12 protein-coding genes, 1 tRNA gene, 2 pseudogenes and 1 riboswitch are annotated in these 14,861 nt (G+C 70.2%); of the genes and pseudogenes, 9 read left to right on the top strand and 6 right to left on the bottom strand.

Annotated elements, in window-relative coordinates:
* The first annotated feature begins 201 nt into the window (after nt 1–201).
* From ACZ6Q9_RS15020 to ACZ6Q9_RS15005, 4 genes are all read left to right on the top strand, one after another.
* A complete protein-coding gene (locus tag ACZ6Q9_RS15020) occupies nt 202–2,400 on the top strand; it encodes a (Fe-S)-binding protein (RefSeq protein WP_393259657.1) in 2,199 nt (732 codons plus the stop codon).
* 138 nt (nt 2,401–2,538) lie between these two features.
* Nucleotides 2,539–3,870, top strand: coding sequence for a hemolysin family protein (locus tag ACZ6Q9_RS15015; protein WP_393457492.1), 1,332 nt, complete (start codon nt 2,539–2,541; stop codon nt 3,868–3,870).
* Nucleotides 3,863–4,906, top strand: coding sequence for a hemolysin family protein (locus ACZ6Q9_RS15010; RefSeq protein WP_393457489.1), 1,044 nt, complete (start codon nt 3,863–3,865; stop codon nt 4,904–4,906). The genes ACZ6Q9_RS15015 and ACZ6Q9_RS15010 overlap by 8 nt, the downstream gene beginning before the upstream one ends.
* 129 nt (nt 4,907–5,035) lie before the next feature.
* On the top strand, nt 5,036–6,049 hold the full coding sequence (locus ACZ6Q9_RS15005; protein WP_396829191.1) for a C40 family peptidase: 1,014 nt from the start codon (nt 5,036–5,038) through the stop codon (nt 6,047–6,049).
* A gap of 97 nt (nt 6,050–6,146) precedes the next feature.
* On the opposite strand, the gene ACZ6Q9_RS15000 is transcribed toward ACZ6Q9_RS15005, so the two are convergent.
* Nucleotides 6,147–8,168 (bottom strand): N-acetylmuramoyl-L-alanine amidase, encoded by a 2,022-nt coding sequence (locus ACZ6Q9_RS15000; RefSeq protein ID WP_396829190.1) that lies wholly within the window; start codon nt 8,166–8,168, stop codon nt 6,147–6,149.
* A 239-nt stretch (nt 8,169–8,407) separates the two neighbouring features.
* Nucleotides 8,408–8,544: riboswitch (cyclic di-AMP (ydaO/yuaA leader) on the top strand.
* Nucleotides 8,545–8,556: 12 nt separating this feature from the next.
* On the opposite strand from ACZ6Q9_RS15000, the gene ACZ6Q9_RS14995 reads away from it, so the two are divergent.
* Complete coding sequence (locus tag ACZ6Q9_RS14995) at nt 8,557–9,597, top strand: C40 family peptidase (RefSeq protein WP_466021406.1); 1,041 nt, start codon at nt 8,557–8,559, stop codon at nt 9,595–9,597.
* A 71-nt stretch (nt 9,598–9,668) separates the two neighbouring features.
* Here ACZ6Q9_RS14995 and dcd read toward each other — a convergent pair whose 3' ends face one another.
* On the bottom strand, nt 9,669–10,247 hold the full coding sequence (dcd, locus tag ACZ6Q9_RS14990; protein ID WP_350683119.1) for a dCTP deaminase: 579 nt from the start codon (nt 10,245–10,247) through the stop codon (nt 9,669–9,671).
* A 78-nt stretch (nt 10,248–10,325) separates the two neighbouring features.
* Here dcd and ACZ6Q9_RS14985 point away from each other — a divergent pair, with 78 nt between their 5' ends.
* A complete protein-coding gene (locus ACZ6Q9_RS14985; protein WP_396829189.1) occupies nt 10,326–10,877 on the top strand; it encodes a pyridoxamine 5'-phosphate oxidase family protein in 552 nt (183 codons plus the stop codon).
* A gap of 117 nt (nt 10,878–10,994) precedes the next feature.
* On the opposite strand, the gene ACZ6Q9_RS14980 is transcribed toward ACZ6Q9_RS14985, so the two are convergent.
* On the bottom strand, nt 10,995–11,978 hold the full coding sequence (locus ACZ6Q9_RS14980; protein WP_393259666.1) for a zinc metalloprotease: 984 nt from the start codon (nt 11,976–11,978) through the stop codon (nt 10,995–10,997).
* Between the two features lie 398 nt (nt 11,979–12,376).
* Between ACZ6Q9_RS14980 and ACZ6Q9_RS14975 the strand changes: the two genes are divergently transcribed.
* Nucleotides 12,377–12,450, top strand: a tRNA-Gly gene (locus ACZ6Q9_RS14975).
* Between the two features lie 90 nt (nt 12,451–12,540).
* Here ACZ6Q9_RS14975 and ACZ6Q9_RS14970 read toward each other — a convergent pair.
* The 3 genes and pseudogenes from ACZ6Q9_RS14970 to ACZ6Q9_RS14960 all read right to left on the bottom strand — a co-directional run.
* Nucleotides 12,541–12,843, bottom strand: a pseudogene (locus ACZ6Q9_RS14970) (hypothetical protein); the annotation flags it as partial.
* A gap of 25 nt (nt 12,844–12,868) precedes the next feature.
* Nucleotides 12,869–13,141 (bottom strand): hypothetical protein, encoded by a 273-nt coding sequence (locus ACZ6Q9_RS14965; protein ID WP_393259669.1) that lies wholly within the window; start codon nt 13,139–13,141, stop codon nt 12,869–12,871.
* 312 nt (nt 13,142–13,453) lie between these two features.
* Nucleotides 13,454–13,699: pseudogene (locus tag ACZ6Q9_RS14960) on the bottom strand (tyrosine-type recombinase/integrase); the annotation flags it as partial.
* 286 nt (nt 13,700–13,985) lie between these two features.
* Here ACZ6Q9_RS14960 and ACZ6Q9_RS14955 point away from each other — a divergent pair.
* Together ACZ6Q9_RS14955 and ACZ6Q9_RS14950 are read left to right on the top strand one after the other, a co-directional pair.
* Entirely contained in the window at nt 13,986–14,306 is a 321-nt protein-coding gene (locus tag ACZ6Q9_RS14955; protein WP_393259670.1) for a hypothetical protein, read from the top strand.
* Between the two features lie 122 nt (nt 14,307–14,428).
* The gene (locus ACZ6Q9_RS14950; RefSeq protein ID WP_396829187.1) at nt 14,429–14,809 is read left to right on the top strand and encodes a hypothetical protein; all 381 of its coding nucleotides are present in this window, start codon (nt 14,429–14,431) and stop codon (nt 14,807–14,809) included.
* Nucleotides 14,810–14,861: the final 52 nt, after the last annotated feature.

Here is a 14,861-nt window from a genome sequence, read left to right as displayed (position 1 = left end):
GCAGGGCGGCGCGGCCGGAGTGCGAGATGACTCACGTTACCGCTGGGTAACCTTGCGCGTAGGCTGCACTGCATGACCGAGCGGAGCGAGGTCATCGACCGGTCCGGTCGAGGGTGCGGTGGCGGCGGCTCGCCGACCGCCCCCTGATCCGGCCCCGGTCGCCGAGCCGCTCGACAGGCAGCAGACCGGGAGGCCAACTCGATGGGCAGCGTCCAGATCGTCACCACGATCCTCGCGTTCGCCATCACCGCCGTGGCGGTGTGGCTTGCGGTACGCGCGGTCATGAAGATGACGGCCGTCATCCGGCTCGGGCAACCCGCTCCGGAGCGGTTCAGCGACAAGGGCGCCCGCACCCGGAAGATGCTGGTGGAGACCCTCGGTCACACCCGCATGCTGAAGTGGAGCGTGGTGGGTGCCGCGCACTGGTTCGTGATGGTCGGCTTCATCGTGCTGTCGCTGCTGGTGCTCGAGGCGTACTTCGAGGTGGTCACCCCGACCGGTGGTCTGCCGATCATCGGGCACTGGACGATCTTCGGCCTGGGCACCGAGATCATCGGCGTGCTGGGCGTGGTCGGCATCATGGTGCTGATGGCGATCCGCCTGCGCAACCGTCCGACCCGTCCGGGTGGTCGCTCGCGGTTCACCGGTTCGACGATGTGGCAGGGCTACTTCGTCGAGTGGATCGTGCTGCTGGTCCTGATCTTCGGGTTCGTGATCCGCGGCTTCAAGGTCGCCACCGACCACTTCGAGTACTCGCTCTGGGCCACCCCGGTCAGCCACGCTGTCGGCGCCGTGCTGCCCGACTGGCAGGACGGGGCCAGCGTCGCGGCGCTCATCAAGATCGTCATCTCGATGACGTGGCTGATCGTCATCTCGCTGAACGTCACCATGGGCGTCGCCTGGCACCGCTTCCTGGCGTTCCCCAACATCTTCTTCAAGCGCGAGCCGGCCAAGCCGGCCGGTTCCGGCCTCGGCGCGCTGCGCCCGATGACGAGCCAGGGGAAGCCGCTCGACTTCGAGGAGGCCGACCCGGAGTCCGACCAGTTCGGCGTCGCCCAGGTCGAGCAGTTCAGCTGGAAGGGCCTGCTGGACTTCAGCACCTGCACCGAGTGCGGCCGCTGCCAGTCGCAGTGCCCCGCCTGGAACACGGGCAAGCCGCTGTCGCCGAAGCTGCTGGTGCTGAGCCTGCGCGACCACGCGTACGCCAAGGCGCCGTACCTGCTGGCCGGCGGCGGCAAGGACCTGACCGGCGAGGAGAAGGCCACCGCCGCGCAGCTCGCCCACGTCGACGTGCTCGCCCTGGCCGAGGGCGACAAACCGCTGATCGGCACGGCCGAGGAAGGCGGCGTCATCGACCCGGACGTGCTCTGGTCCTGCACCACCTGCGGCGCCTGCGTCGAGCAGTGCCCGGTCGACATCGAGCACGTCGACCACATCGTTGACATGCGCCGCTACCAGGTGCTCATCGAGTCGAGCTTCCCGTCGGAGGCCGGCGTGATGCTGCGCAACCTGGAGAACAAGGGCAACCCGTGGGGCGCCCCGCAGAACACCCGCGAGGACTGGACCAAGGGCCTGGACTTCGAGGTGCCGCGGGTCGGCGAGGTCGACGACTTCGAGTACCTCTTCTGGGTCGGCTGCGCCGGCGCGTTCGAGGACCGGGCCAAGAAGACCACCCGGGCGGTCGCCACGCTGCTCAACGAGGCGGGCGTCACGTTCGCGATCCTCGGCGAGGGCGAGACGTGCTCCGGCGACCCGGCCCGCCGGATCGGCAACGAGTTCGTCTTCCAGATGCTCGCCCAGCAGAACGTCGAGACCCTCAACGAGGCGTTCGAGGGCCGGGAGAAGAGCAAGCGCAAGATCGTCGCCACCTGCCCGCACTGCTTCAACACGCTGGGCAACGAGTACGGCCAGCTCGGCGGCGAGTTCGAGGTGGTCCACCACACCCAGCTCCTGGCGCACCTGGTCGCCACCGGCAAGCTCACCCCGGTGCAGCCGGTCGACGGCGGCGTGACCTACCACGACCCCTGCTACCTGGGCCGGCACAACCGGGTGTTCGCCCCGCCGCGTGAGGTGCTGGGCACCGCCATCGCCGGGGAGCTCACCGAGATGCCGCGCAACAGCGAGCGCTCCTTCTGCTGCGGCGCCGGCGGCGCCCGGATGTGGATGGAGGAGAAGATCGGCAAGCGGATCAACGTGGACCGGGTCGAGGAGGCCATGTCCACCGGGGCGCGGACGGTCGCGGTCGGCTGCCCGTTCTGCTCGACGATGCTCAACGACGGGGTGAACGGCAAGGGCGCCGGCGAGCAGGTCGAGGTCGTCGACGTGGCCAGCGTGCTGCTCCGCTCGGTGAAGCCCGAGCAGGCGCCGGGCGACAGGGAGACCGCGCCGGTCGCCGGCTGACGCGTACGTCCTGGAACGCCCGTCGGCGGTGGCACCTCGCGGTGCCGCCGCCGACGTCGTTCAGGAGACGGCGGCGATCTCGGCCAGCCGGCGCTCGACGTGCGAGAATCGCGCCGAGGTGAGACGAGCATCGATGCCATGCTGCTGACCACGCTGCTGCCCCTGGTCGGGTTCGTGCTGCTGACCGGCGGCAACGCGTTCTTCGTCGCGGCCGAATTCGCCCTGGTCACCGTGGACCGGCCCGAGATCGAGCGCCGCGCGACCTCGGGCGAGGGTCGGGCCGCGACCGTACGCCGGGCGCTGCGGGAGCTCTCCTTCCAGCTCTCCGGGGCACAGCTCGGCATCACCCTCACCGCCCTGCTCACCGGCTACCTGGCCGAGCCGGCGCTGGCCCGGCTGTTCACCCCGCTGCTGCGGCCGGTCGCCGGGGACGCCGCCGACCGGTTCACCCCGCTCCTCGCCCTGGCCCTGGCCACCCTGCTCTCCATGCTCTTCGGCGAGCTGGTCCCGAAGAACCTCGCGCTGGCCCGGCCGATGCCCACCGCGCTGGCCACCGCCGGCCCGATGCGCACGTTCTCCCGCACCTTCGGCTGGCTGATCAGGGCGCTCAACGACTCGGCGAACCGCATGGTCCGCGTGCTGGGGGTGGAGCCGCAGGAGGAGCTGGCCAGCGCCCGCTCGCCGGAGGAACTGGGCCTGCTGGCAGCCATCTCGGCACGGGCCGGCGCGCTGCCGCCGGACACCGCGATGCTGCTGCGCCGGACCATCCGCTTCGGCGACAAGCGGGCCGCCGAGGCGATGACCCCGCGGGTGGACGTCGTCGCGCTACGCGCCACCGCCACGGTGGCCGAGCTGCTGGCGCTGTCCCGGCAGACCGGGCGCACCCGCTTCCCGGTGTACGAGGAGACCCTCGACCTCGTGACCGGCGTCGCCGGGGTGCCCGACGCGCTGGGTGTGCCGCCGGCCAGGCGGGGCTCGACCACGGTCGGGTCGGTGGCCCGCGAGCCGGTGTACGTCCCGGAGAGCCTGGACCTCGACGGGGTGCTCGCCGCGCTCCGGGTGGCCGGCGCCGACCTCGCCATCGTCGTCGACGAGTACGGCGGCACCGACGGGGTGGTCACCACCGAGGACCTGGTGGAGGAACTGGTCGGCGAGATCGCCGACGAGTTCGACCCGGACGCGGTGGACGACGCCGGCCCGGTCGAGCTGACCGTGCCGGGCGGGGAGCGGACCGTCCTCGTCGACGGGGTGCTGCGCTCCGACGAGCTGGCCGAGCAGACCGGTTTCCGGCTCTCCGAGGGGCCGTACGAGACGCTCGCCGGGTTCCTGATGGCCCGGCTGGGGCACATCCCGGTGGCCGGCGAGACGGTCGAGGACTCCGGCTACGAGTTCACCGTCGTCGAGGTCGAACGGCACCGGATCGAGCAGGTCCGGGTTGTTCGCCCCGAGGAGCCGGGCGACGATGCCTGAGCTGCTGGTCACGGTGACGCTGCTGCTCGGCAACGCGTTCTTCGTGGGCAGTGAGTTCGCGCTGATAGCGTCCCGGCGCACGGTGGTCGAGCCGTTGGCGGCCACCTCGAAGCGGGCCCGCTGGGCGCTGTCGGCGATGAACCAGATCCCGCTGATGATCGCCGGGGCGCAGCTCGGCATCACCGTCTGCTCGCTGGGGCTGGGCGCGATCGCCGAGCCGGCCCTGGCGCACCTGCTGGAACCGGCGTTCCACGCCGCCGGGCTGCCCGACCGGGCGGTCCACCCGGTGGCCTTCGTGCTCGCCCTCGGCGTGGTGGTCTTCCTGCACACGGTGGTCGGCGAGATGGTGCCGAAGAACATCACGCTGGCCGGGCCGGAGCCGTCGGCGCTCTGGCTGGGGCCGGCGATGCTGGCGTTCTGCCTGGCCACCAAGCCGCTGTTGCTGGCGATGAAGTGGGCGGCCCGCCGGGTGCTGGGGCTGTGGCGGATCGAGGCCACCGAGGCGGTGAAGACGGTCTTCACGGCGGAGGAGCTGGCCGGGCTGGTGGCGCAGGCGCGTACGGAGGGTCTGCTCGACGCCCAGGAGCACGCCCGGATCACCGGCGCGCTGGCCCTGCACAGCCGGACCGCCGCCGACGCCCTGCAACCCTGGTCGACGGTGACCACCGTCGCCGAGGACGTCTCGCCCGCCTCGCTGGAGGTGCTGGCCACCCGGACAGGCCGGTCCCGCTTCCCGGTGGTGCAGCGGTCCACCCGCCGGGTGCTCGGCTTCGTGCACGTCAAGGACGTCCTCGGGTACGCCGGGGTGAGTCGGCGCGCCCCGGTGCCGGCGGAGGTCTACCGGCCGTTGGCGGTGGTACCGCCGGACCGTACGCTCGCCGACCTGCTGCTGTCGATGCGCCGCGAGCGGCGGCACATGGTGCTGGTCAGCGACGGCCGCCGCCCGCTCGGCGTGGTGACGTTGGACGACGTATTGACCGCCATCGTCGGTCGCCGGGCCGACACCCTTGGTACGCAAACGGTTGCGCAGGCGTGATGTGAACGATGGTCGCCTTGATTCCGCTCGGCGCCTTCCCTAGTGTTGGGCACCGGCCGCTGTGGGTCGTCTGTCTCGCCCCTCTTTCCTCGTGCGAGGCGCCCGGCGGTCGGGTTGCAAAAGGAGTCGGTGCCGGTGGCAACCATGCCCCCTCATCGTCACGCACCGGGACGGTCTGCTCGTCCGGGTGGCCTGCGCAGGGCCGCCCACCGTCTGCTCACCCTCCTCGCCGCCGCGGTCGTCGGCGTCGGTGTGCTCGCCGCGCCCGCGTACGCCGAGCCCTCGGTCGACGAGATCGAGGCCGCGATCGACAAGAAGTGGGAGCAGCTCGAGCCCACCATCGAGCAGTACAACAAGGTGCGGGCGCAGCTGAAGGTCAACCGCAAGAAGTCGGCGGACCTGGAGAAGAAGATCCAGCCGTTGGCGCTGGAGACCGAGCTGGCGATGGACCGGGTCGGTGACCTCGCCGCCCGTTACTACATCACCGGCCCGTCGCAGGAGATCGGCGCGCTGCTGGTCAGCGCCAGGCCGGACACGCTCACCGAGCAGCTGACCCTCCTGGACCGGCTGGCCGCCCAGGAGCGCAAGCAGCTCGAGGGCGTCACCAAGGTCCGCGACAGGTTCGACGCGGAGAAGCAGAAGCTCGACGCGCTGATCGTGGCGCAGACCAAGCAGCAGAACGACCTGGCGGCGAAGAAGAAGCAGATCGACGCCGACATCAAGAAGCTCGAGGCGTCGCTGCCGGTGACCACCGTCAAGACGGAGAAGTGCCCGACCATCAACGGCGTGGTCAGCGAGGCGGCCCGGACCGCCATCAAGACCGCCTGCGCCCAGGTCGGCGACCCGTACGTCTGGGGCGCCACCGGCCCCAACTCGTTCGACTGCTCGGGTCTGACCCAGTACGCCTACAAGGCGGCGGGCATCCACCTGACGCACTTCACCGGCGCGCAGTGGAACGAGGGCAAGGCCATCCCGCGCTCCGAGGCACGCCCGGGTGACCTGGTGTTCTTCTTCAGCGATCTGCACCACGTCGGCCTCTACCTCGGCAACGACAAGATGGTGCACGCGCCCCGGGCCGGCAAGCCGGTCAACGTCTCCAGCATCAACACGATGCCGGTGGCCGGTTTCCGCAGACCCGGCTGATCCCGCGCCACCTGAACGGAGAGGGCCCCCGGTCGAGTAGACCGAGGGCCCTCGCCGTGCTCGGGGACGGCCTGCGCCAGCCCGGGCGAGCGGTGGGTCAGCGGGGCGCGTCCAGCGCGGAGGGCAGCAGGTTCACGTCGTCCAGGTTGACGTACATGACCCGGTGGCCGAACTGGATCTGCACGTACCTGTTCTCGCCGCGGATCACCGTCCAGTCACCCGGCGACGACCCGTCGAACGTGACGGCCCGGTAGTACTCGCCGGGGAGCACCGTGCCGACGGCGTACCGCTGGCCGGCCGAGAGGGTGTACTGGAGCGGGGAGATCGGCTGGTAGGGCACGCCGGCCGGGTAGGCGGCCTGCTCCGGGTAGGCCCGGCCGTAGACCGGGATGGTGGCCCTGCCGTCCTTCGGGGTCACCACGAAGCCCACGGACCACTTCGCGGTCGGCTTCGAGGCGGGGTTGTGGAACCACGCCTTCTGGCCGAGGTACCAGATCGCGGTCCAGTCCCCCCGCACCTCGGCCAGGGCGTACGTCTGCCCGGCGGAGGCCCGGGCGCCGTGGTCGGAGATGTACATGGTGTTCGGGGTGCCGTCGGGCCGCAGCGCGATGTCGTTGACCAGCGGCGCGTCGTGGCTCGGCGCGCTGTGCAGGATCACCGCGGACGAGCCGCGCAGCGGGCAGGGAGCCACCGGCGGGGGCGGGTTCGGCACGCCCGGCGGCTGCCGGTTGCAGCCGGTGAACTGCGGCTGGTTGGTGGCGAAGTCGGGGTCGATGGTGACCAGCCCCGTCTGCGGCGTGGCGGTCGACGTGAACGGCGCCTTGAGCAGGTCGAAGTAGTGCGACCAGTCCCAGTACGGGCCCGGGTCCCAGTGCATGCCGCGCACGGTCGAGGCGACGGTGCCGGGGACGTTGTCGTGACCGACGATGTGCTGCCGGTCCAGCGGGATGTTGTACCGCAGCGCCAGGTGGCGGACCAGCTTGGCGGAGGTGCGGTACATCGCCTCGGTGTACCAGGTGCCGTGCCCCGCGAAGCCCTCGTGCTCCAGGCCGATGGACTTGGCGTTCACGTACCAGTTGCCGGCGTGCCAGCCGACGTTCTTGGTCTTGATGTGCTGGGCGATGTGGCCGTCCACCGAGCGCAGGGTGTAGTGCCAGCCCACCCGCCTCGGGTCCTTGACGAGGTTGACGCTGGGCCCGAAGTAGCCCTCGGTGTCGTGGATGACGATGTACTCGATCTTCTGCTGGGCCGGCCGGTCGGCGAGGTCGTGGTTGCCGTAGTCACCCACGGCCGGGCCGTACTGCACGTAGGGCGCCGGGATCCACTCGCAGGAGATCGTGTCGGGGCACTCCAGCCCGTCGGGCCGGGCGACCTTGCGCAGGCCCAGCTGGTCGAGCCAGGAGCGTTCCGGCTGCACCGCGCGGGCGGCGAGGGTGACCCGCTGTCCGTCGTCGGTCAGCCGGCTGTCGCCGGCGCCGATGGTGGCGTACACCTCGTTGGCGAAGGCCGCCGCGGCGTCGGCGCTGTCCGCGCCGGAGTAGCGGGCCACCGCGCCGTACCAGGCCGCCGGGTCGGTGTCGGCGCCGACCGGGGCGCCGATCTGCTTCTGGTACGCGGCCAGCAGCGCCGCGCCGCCCCGGATGTTCGCCGTGACGTCCGTCCGCAGCGCCTCCTCGCTGGCGCCGGTCAGCTCGGCGGCGGCGTCGAGCGTCCGCAGCGAGGCCTCGGCGGGCGGCGGGGTGTCCGGTGGCTCGTGCGCCTCGGCCAGGGACGGGCGGGAGTCGTCGCCCCGCGGGTCCTCGGTGCCGTCGTCGTGGTGGGTACCCCCGGGCAGGGCGGCGACGTACTCCGCGTCGGTGAGGTGCATCGGTCCGAAGCCGCCGCTGGTGCTCGGCGTTCCGGCGTTGGTGTCCCAGCGGGACTGCAGGTAGGAGACTCCGAGCAGGACGCTCTCCGGCACGCCGTACTCCGCCGCCGCGGCGGCGTACTGCTGCTGCCGGTCGGTCGTCGGCGCGGCGGCGGCGGTTCCGGCGGCGGTGAGCGGCGTCGCCGCCAGGGCGGCCGCCACGGCGGCGGCCAGCAGGACGCGTCTGCTCCTCGATGTCGCTGACAGGTGCATCAGACCCCCAGGTCGGACGGGCGAATGTGGGGCCACCTTCGCCCCGGGCGCCACCTCCGGTCAATACCTTTCCATGCGTCACTTACCGAAGAAGGAAAATTTCGTCGCCCCGAGTGACACGCTCCACCGGCCCGCATGAGTACGGTGTGTCACGGCGCGATGGGTTGCGGATCGATAACGACCATCTCTACTCTGGTCATTCGTCGGCCGGCGACAGTCCGTCCATCCGGGGCGGTAACGGTCCGACACCGCCGAGTCGCTCCCGAGCGAGCCGGGGACCCAGGTACCCCGGGGTGAATCCGCAGCACCTGCGGTAGGGCGTCCCCTTCCCGCCCGAACCCGTCAGCTAACCCGGTAGGCGGTACGGGAAGAAGGAGTACGGAGCCCGGTGGCACACCATGCCCCGCGGCCACCGTCGGCACGGTCGGCACCCGCCGGCCCGACGACGGCTGCGCCGCGCCCACGCTGGTACCGCTGCACCACCGCCCTCGCCGCCTTGGCCGCGTTCGCCGTCGTCCTGACCGGCGGCGCCACGGCGGCCCACGCCGAACCGACGGTCGCCGAGATCGAGCGCCAGATCGACGAGGACTGGAACAAGCTCGAACCGATCATCGAACGGCACAACGCCACCCGCCAGGACCTGGCCGCCAAGCGCAGGCAGGCCGACGCCCTCGCCAAGCAGATCGAGCCCTTGGAACGGCAGGTCGAGCAGGCGATGGAGGAGGTCAGCGCGCTGGCCGTCCGCGCCTACAAGGGCGAGAACGTCTCCGCCGTCAACGCCCTGCTGGGCAGCCGCTCGCCCGACCAGATGGTCGGCCAGCTCGAACTGCTCGACCGGTTCGCCCAGCACCAGCAGCAGGACGTGCGGCAGGTCGCCGAGCTGCGCGACCGGCTGGCCGAGAAGAAGGCCCCGCTCGACGAGATGGTCGTCCAACTCGGCCGGACGGAGGCCCAGCTCGCCGCGAAGAAGAAACAGATCAACGCCGAGATCGACCGGCTGCAGAAGCTGCGGCTGCGGATCTACGGCAGCGGCGGCGGCGGTTCGCTGCGCCCCGCCCCCTGCCCGGCCAGCTACCCGGGTGGCGGTGCCGGCACCGCGGTCAAGTTCGCCTGCGCCCAGATCGGCAAGCCCTACGTCTGGGGCGCCGAGGGCCCGAACGCGTACGACTGCTCGGGCCTGATGCTCGCCGCCTGGGCGAAGGCCGGGGTATCGCTCCCGCACAACGCCGCGCAGCAGCGCCGGGTCACCGCGACCGTCACCCGGGGCGAGCTGCGCCCGGGAGACCTGGTCTTCTACTACAGCGACCTGCACCACGTCGGCATGTACGTCGGCGGGGGCTGGGTGGTGCACGCCTCCCGAGCCGGGGTGCCGGTCAAGATGAAGAAGGTCGACGACGGCCCGATCCACAGTTACGGCCGCCCCGGCTGAGGTGTAAGGAAGGGGCCCTTCCTAACGCATTCGGTAGAGGAAGGGCCCCTTCCTAACAGGCGGCCGTCGGGTCAGCGGGTCGGCCAGGTGCGCCAGTGCTGCCAGGAGCGGCTCGGGGTCGGGCCGCGCTGCCCCTGGTAGCGCGAGCCGTAGACGGCCGAGCCGTACGGGTGCTCGGCCGGCGACGAGAGCCGGAAGATGCAGAGCTGACCGATCTTCATGCCCGGCCAGAGGGTGATGGGCAGGTTGGCCACGTTGGACAGCTCCAGTGTCACGTGGCCGGAGAAGCCCGGGTCGATGAAGCCCGCGGTGGAGTGGGTGAGCAGGCCGAGCCGTCCCAGGCTCGACTTGCCCTCCAGCCGCCCGGCGAGCTGGTCGCCGAGGGAGATCACCTCCAGCGTCGAGGCGAGCACGAACTCGCCCGGGTGCAGCACGAACGGCTCGCCCTCGGGCACCTCGACCATCGACGTCAGGTCGTCCTGCTGCATCGCCGGGTCGATGTGGGTGTAGAGGTGGTTGTTGAAGACCCGGAAGAGCTTGTCCAGGCGTACGTCGATGCTGGACGGTTGCACCAGCGTGGGCTCGAACGGCTCCAGCGCGAGCGTGCCCGCCTTGATCTCGGAGACCAGGTCGCGGTCGGAGAGCAGCATCGCACCACCTTAGCGAGCGATGTGCGTGGCCTGCGTGTCGGACTACCTGTTCGTACACGTGTTCGATAGAATGTCGGCATGGCTTCCTGGTCCGAATTCGCCGCCGACGAGCCCCGCCTCGCCGACGGGATCCGCTCCCTCATGCAGCAGTACGGGCCGGGCTTCGGCTACCTGGCCACCGTCCGCGCCGACGGCGGGCCCCGGGTCCACCCCGTCTCTCCGGTGATCACCGATGAGGGGCTCTTCTGCTTCGTGGTCGACTCGCCGAAGCGGCGCGACCTGGAACGCGACGGCCGCTACGCCCTGCACTCCTTCCCGCCGGAGGAGAGTGACGACGAGGCCTACGTCGCCGGCCACGCCCGGCCGGTCACCGACCCGGCCCGGGTCGCCCGGCTGGCCCGCAGCCACCGGGCCGCGCCGCAGGTCGACTGGCGGCTGTTCGAGTTCACCGTCGACGTGGCGATGCTCGCCCGTCGGGAGCCGGGCGTCGCGGGCGGCGCCGGCGAGGGGCACGGCCGGCCCGCCGTCCAGGTCTGGCTCGACCCCGGTGCGGCCGCCGCCGGCACCGCCGTGGTGCCCGAGACGCGGTCCGGGAGTGGTGGCAGCCTCGCCGCCCGCCCGGCCGCCTGAGACGCGGTGCGGCGCCCCGGGCCGTCCCCGTCCGGGGCGCCGCACCGCCCCCACCCCGCCCCGAAGACGACGGCGCCGGCCCCGTCGAGCGGAGCCGGCACCGGTCGTGCGGGGGAACTACGCCGCGCGGTACGCGTTCCAGGCGGTCAGCATGCGGCTGGCCTGCCCGGCGGTGAACTGGTGCATGCAGGAGTCGTAGGTGTAGTCCATGAAGTTGGTGATCGGGTCGACGCCCGGGGCGGTGCAGGTGTCCCGGCCGGTCGGGCACTGGAACGCCGGGGATGCCTCGGGCGCGGTGTCGCTGACGCTGTCACCCGAGCCGGAGCAGCCGCCCTGGAAGGTGTGGTAGAGGTTCAGCCAGTGGCCGACCTCGTGGGTGCCGGTGTCGCCCTGGTTGTAGTTGGTGGCCGTGCCGCCCGGCAGCGACTCGCTCAGCACGACGACGCCGTCCATGCTGCTCAGCTTCCGGGTCGGGAAGGTCGCCCAGCCGAGCAGGTCGTTGCTCAGCTCGCCCAGGTAGACGTTGAGGGTGTTCTTGCCGCCCTCGCGCAGCGAGGTCTTCATCTGCCGCTCGGCCGAGGAGCCCTGCACGATCGGGTACCACGAGGGGTTCGTCACCCGGTTGATCTTCTGCAGCTGGAAGCTGAACGCGGTGGCCGCGCCACCGGTCGCCCCACTGTAGGACTGGTTCAGCACGTCGATCTGCGAGGTGATCATCGAGTCCGGGATGTTGCCGCCGGCCCGGGTGCCGTCCCGCTGGATCACGTGCACCACGACCGGGACCGTGACGGTGGCCGTGATGGAGGCGCCGGCGCCGGTGCGGAACCGGGCGCGCTCGCGCAGGGCGGCGGCCAGGTCGGCCTCGCGCTCGCGGGTCTCCGCCAGGGTCAGCTCGTTCGGCTCGTGCTTGGCCGCGCCACCCGCCTTGATGCGGGAGTCCGAGTGGACGTCGGCCGGCTCGACGCAGACCTCGCTCGGGGCGGCGGAGAAGGCCGACGCGGCCGGTACGACGCCCACGGCGGCGGTGCTGAGCAGCAGCGCGAGGGTCGTCGACGCGACGCCGGCCGTACGCCGGGTCAGCAGGTTGGGACGGAGTCCCATGGGCCCACCTCTTTCTGGCCGGCGCGACAGGGGGTATGTCACGCCGTGGCTGAGAACGTTGGGCAGACGTTACAACTGATCGACGGATTTGAGAACGGCCATATGTTGCAGGGGTGAAACTTTTTCCTGACCGACGCTGACCGGTGATCGACAATTGGCGATGAAACGGTGATTCTCGGTAGCGACTCGCGCTGCCCGATGCTCGGTGGCGCCGATCTTCGGGTGTACCGGTCCGCCGGCCGGTGCGGGCCACGGCACAGAAACACATGGCCGCCGTGGCGGGGTCAGCTCCCGGGCGGTGGCCGCGAGTCGCCTGGGGCCCGCCGGGCGACACGGTGCGGCGTCGGAGGGGTACCTGGGTGCATCGGCGGGACGTCTCAGGTACAGTGGTGCCGCCTGCGGGTGTAGTTCAATGGCAGAACATCAGCTTCCCAAGCTGACAGTGCGGGTTCGATTCCCGTCACCCGCTCCACGATCGAAGGCCCCGGCCAGGACGCGAGTCCCAGCCAGGGCCTTCGATGTTCCAAGGTAAACGATCATGTCGCGTGCCATTGACGTGCCATTAGCCCCGGTCATCCCCGGCCCCGTCCGGGTTCGCCGACCGCTTCTTGCCCCTCTTGCCGCCCGACTTCTTGCCGGTCGTGTCCTTGGCCTTGCCCGAGCCGTCGGCCGACTTCTTGGCCTTCTTCCGGTCGACTCGCATCGCCTCGTGCAGCGCCTGGGCGATGGCCCGATCCGCCTCAGTCGTGGCGTGCTGGTAGATCAACGCGGCCTGGGATGAGTCGTGCCCCATCCGCGCCATCAGGTCGCGGGTGCTCGCCCCGGTTCGTGCGGCGAGAGTGTTTCCGGTGTGCCGCAGATCGTGTTCCGCAGCGATCATGCCCGCTCAGTTACTCCTTCAGGTATCCGGTGGCGGGGTCGATCCCAGCGAGGAAGTTGCGGATGGTTTCCTCCATCTCAGGCAGGGTCATTGCGGGGCCGGAAGCTGTGAAGCCGTAGTTGTGCGGCCCACTGAGCCAGTCGAAGTCGTATGCAACAGGCTTCTCAGCACGCTCACGAATGCGAAACTCCTGCCCGTCGACCGTCATCATGATCGGATCATCGTTGGTATAGCGGGGTCCCGCGTGCTCGGGCGCGGGGCCCGGCTCCGGTTCGGTCGACATGCCTGCTCCCTCTCCTCGGCCACCCCATTGAGAGCGCCACGGTCGGTATTCACGAGACCGGTTCTAGGCCGACCACCTCGACTGCGCGCATCGGTCGAGGGAAGCAGCCCACCATGCCATTAGCGTGCCATTGACCGGGGCCAGGCGGGGCCAGTCGGGGCCACGAGAGACCCCCCGGGACCAGGCCGCCAACCCGGTAGCCAGCACCACATCGGCAATTCCCAAGCTGACAGTGCGGGTTCGATTCCCGTCACCCACTCCAGCATGAGGCCCCAGTCAGGACAGATTTCCTGACTGGGGCCTCAATCATTGCTACCACTTCTTACGCTGGCCGTGCCCGCTACGTGCCCGATCCCTGCTCTGCTTGATCTGCGAGCTGAGCGCGTCAGCGATGTGCTCGTCACGCTCGCGGGTGGTGTGCTGATAGATCATCGCGGCGCGGGTCGAGGCGTGGCCCATCCGGGCCATCAGGTCGGCCAGGCTCGCTCCGGTACGTGACGCCAGGGTGTTACCCGTGTGCCGCAGGTCGTGGAAGTGGAAGCCGGGCAGGCCGGGGAGGGTGACCGCCGGTGGCCAACTCCGACCCCGGGAGCCGGGTCGGTGCCGGGGCGAGGTTGGGTCAACTGCGCCACTGTGGCGGTGTCCGTCGGGGGCGCGGTCCGTGACACGAGAGCCGACTCAGGCTGTTCCGGCGGCGTCCGTGCGTCACGGTCCGCTTGACGTGGCGGACCGGTAGGCGGCCGGCTCCCCAGGCACCCGCATTTCCGCAGGTCAGGCAGCCGCCGCAACTCGTCGTGCGATGGCTCGTGCAAAGACCTTTGACGCCCCAGGGAATGATGGCCGCATGAGAGACGCGAACTCCGTTTTTGTCGCCTTCCGCCTGGTGCTCGTGATCTTCTTCCTTCTCCTGTTCGTATTCGGCGTCCGTCTCGCCGTGTCGCGACGGTTCCCCGTTACCTGGGCTCGGCCCGCGCATCCGACGGAGAGCCAGCAATCCCGACAGGTCCGCGTTGGTGTCGGCGTCATGTTGGTTGCCGCGATTCTGCTGATCCTGGAAGGCGCGTCGCTCATACCCATGCCCTTTCTGATCTCGGGCATCTTGTCGGCGGTAGCAATGCTGGTTGCCGTAGCTGCGCTGGCTTGGTCCGTCGTATCGCGGGAGTGACCCAGCAACTAGCCGCGCATGGTGATGTGCCAGGGGGGCGGGTCGGCGGCAGGCGGGATGGCGAGATTGGCATGCAGGTTTCACCCGGTCAGGCCTATTGCAACTCCCGTTAGGCTCCGTTCATGAGAATCATGCACATCCTTGTCGGCGTAGGCAATTGCGTCGTTGCGGTGCTCAATGCCGGAGTATTCCTAGTTTTGCTGGTTCTCGCGCGAAGGTCATCAGTGGTCGAGTGGCGTGGTCGGCAGGTCGGTGACGCAAAGCTGCGTGCTTCCACGCACCTCTGTGTAGCCGTGGTCTTCGGCGCAATAGGCGTAGACCGCCTGCTGCCCGGCCCTTCCAGCATCACCGCTGACGTATTCACAGGGATCTTGATGCTTGCGGCGCTTGCTGTAGCGCTGGCCGTCGAGGTCATCAGGCACCGCCGGCTGCGCGGCGGGCCGAACGTTGCTCCGGCTAACTTGATCTTTAACCTGCGAGGGTTGGTCGGTGACCCCGACTGATCATGGGGACAGCCCTTGGTTGATCATTCTTCTTGTCGAGGGAAGATGATCA

The organism is Micromonospora sp. NPDC049139 (assembly GCF_055586845.1).
Note: the sequence above shows the minus strand (reverse complement) of the source record. Positions and strands in the feature narration are given on the sequence as shown.

Coding starts and splice junctions, on each gene's coding strand:
- ACZ6Q9_RS15020 (WP_393259657.1), top strand. CDS start 202: ATGGGCAGCGTCCAGATCGTCACCACGATCCTCGCGTTCGCCATCACC.
- ACZ6Q9_RS15015 (WP_393457492.1), top strand. CDS start 2,539: ATGCTGCTGACCACGCTGCTGCCCCTGGTCGGGTTCGTGCTGCTGACC.
- ACZ6Q9_RS15010 (WP_393457489.1), top strand. CDS start 3,863: ATGCCTGAGCTGCTGGTCACGGTGACGCTGCTGCTCGGCAACGCGTTC.
- ACZ6Q9_RS15000 (WP_396829190.1), bottom strand. CDS start 8,168: ATGCACCTGTCAGCGACATCGAGGAGCAGACGCGTCCTGCTGGCCGCC.
- dcd (WP_350683119.1), bottom strand. CDS start 10,247: ATGCTGCTCTCCGACCGCGACCTGGTCTCCGAGATCAAGGCGGGCACG.
- ACZ6Q9_RS14985 (WP_396829189.1), top strand. CDS start 10,326: ATGGCTTCCTGGTCCGAATTCGCCGCCGACGAGCCCCGCCTCGCCGAC.
- ACZ6Q9_RS14980 (WP_393259666.1), bottom strand. CDS start 11,978: ATGGGACTCCGTCCCAACCTGCTGACCCGGCGTACGGCCGGCGTCGCG.
- ACZ6Q9_RS14965 (WP_393259669.1), bottom strand. CDS start 13,141: ATGTCGACCGAACCGGAGCCGGGCCCCGCGCCCGAGCACGCGGGACCC.
- ACZ6Q9_RS14955 (WP_393259670.1), top strand. CDS start 13,986: ATGAGAGACGCGAACTCCGTTTTTGTCGCCTTCCGCCTGGTGCTCGTG.
- ACZ6Q9_RS14950 (WP_396829187.1), top strand. CDS start 14,429: ATGAGAATCATGCACATCCTTGTCGGCGTAGGCAATTGCGTCGTTGCG.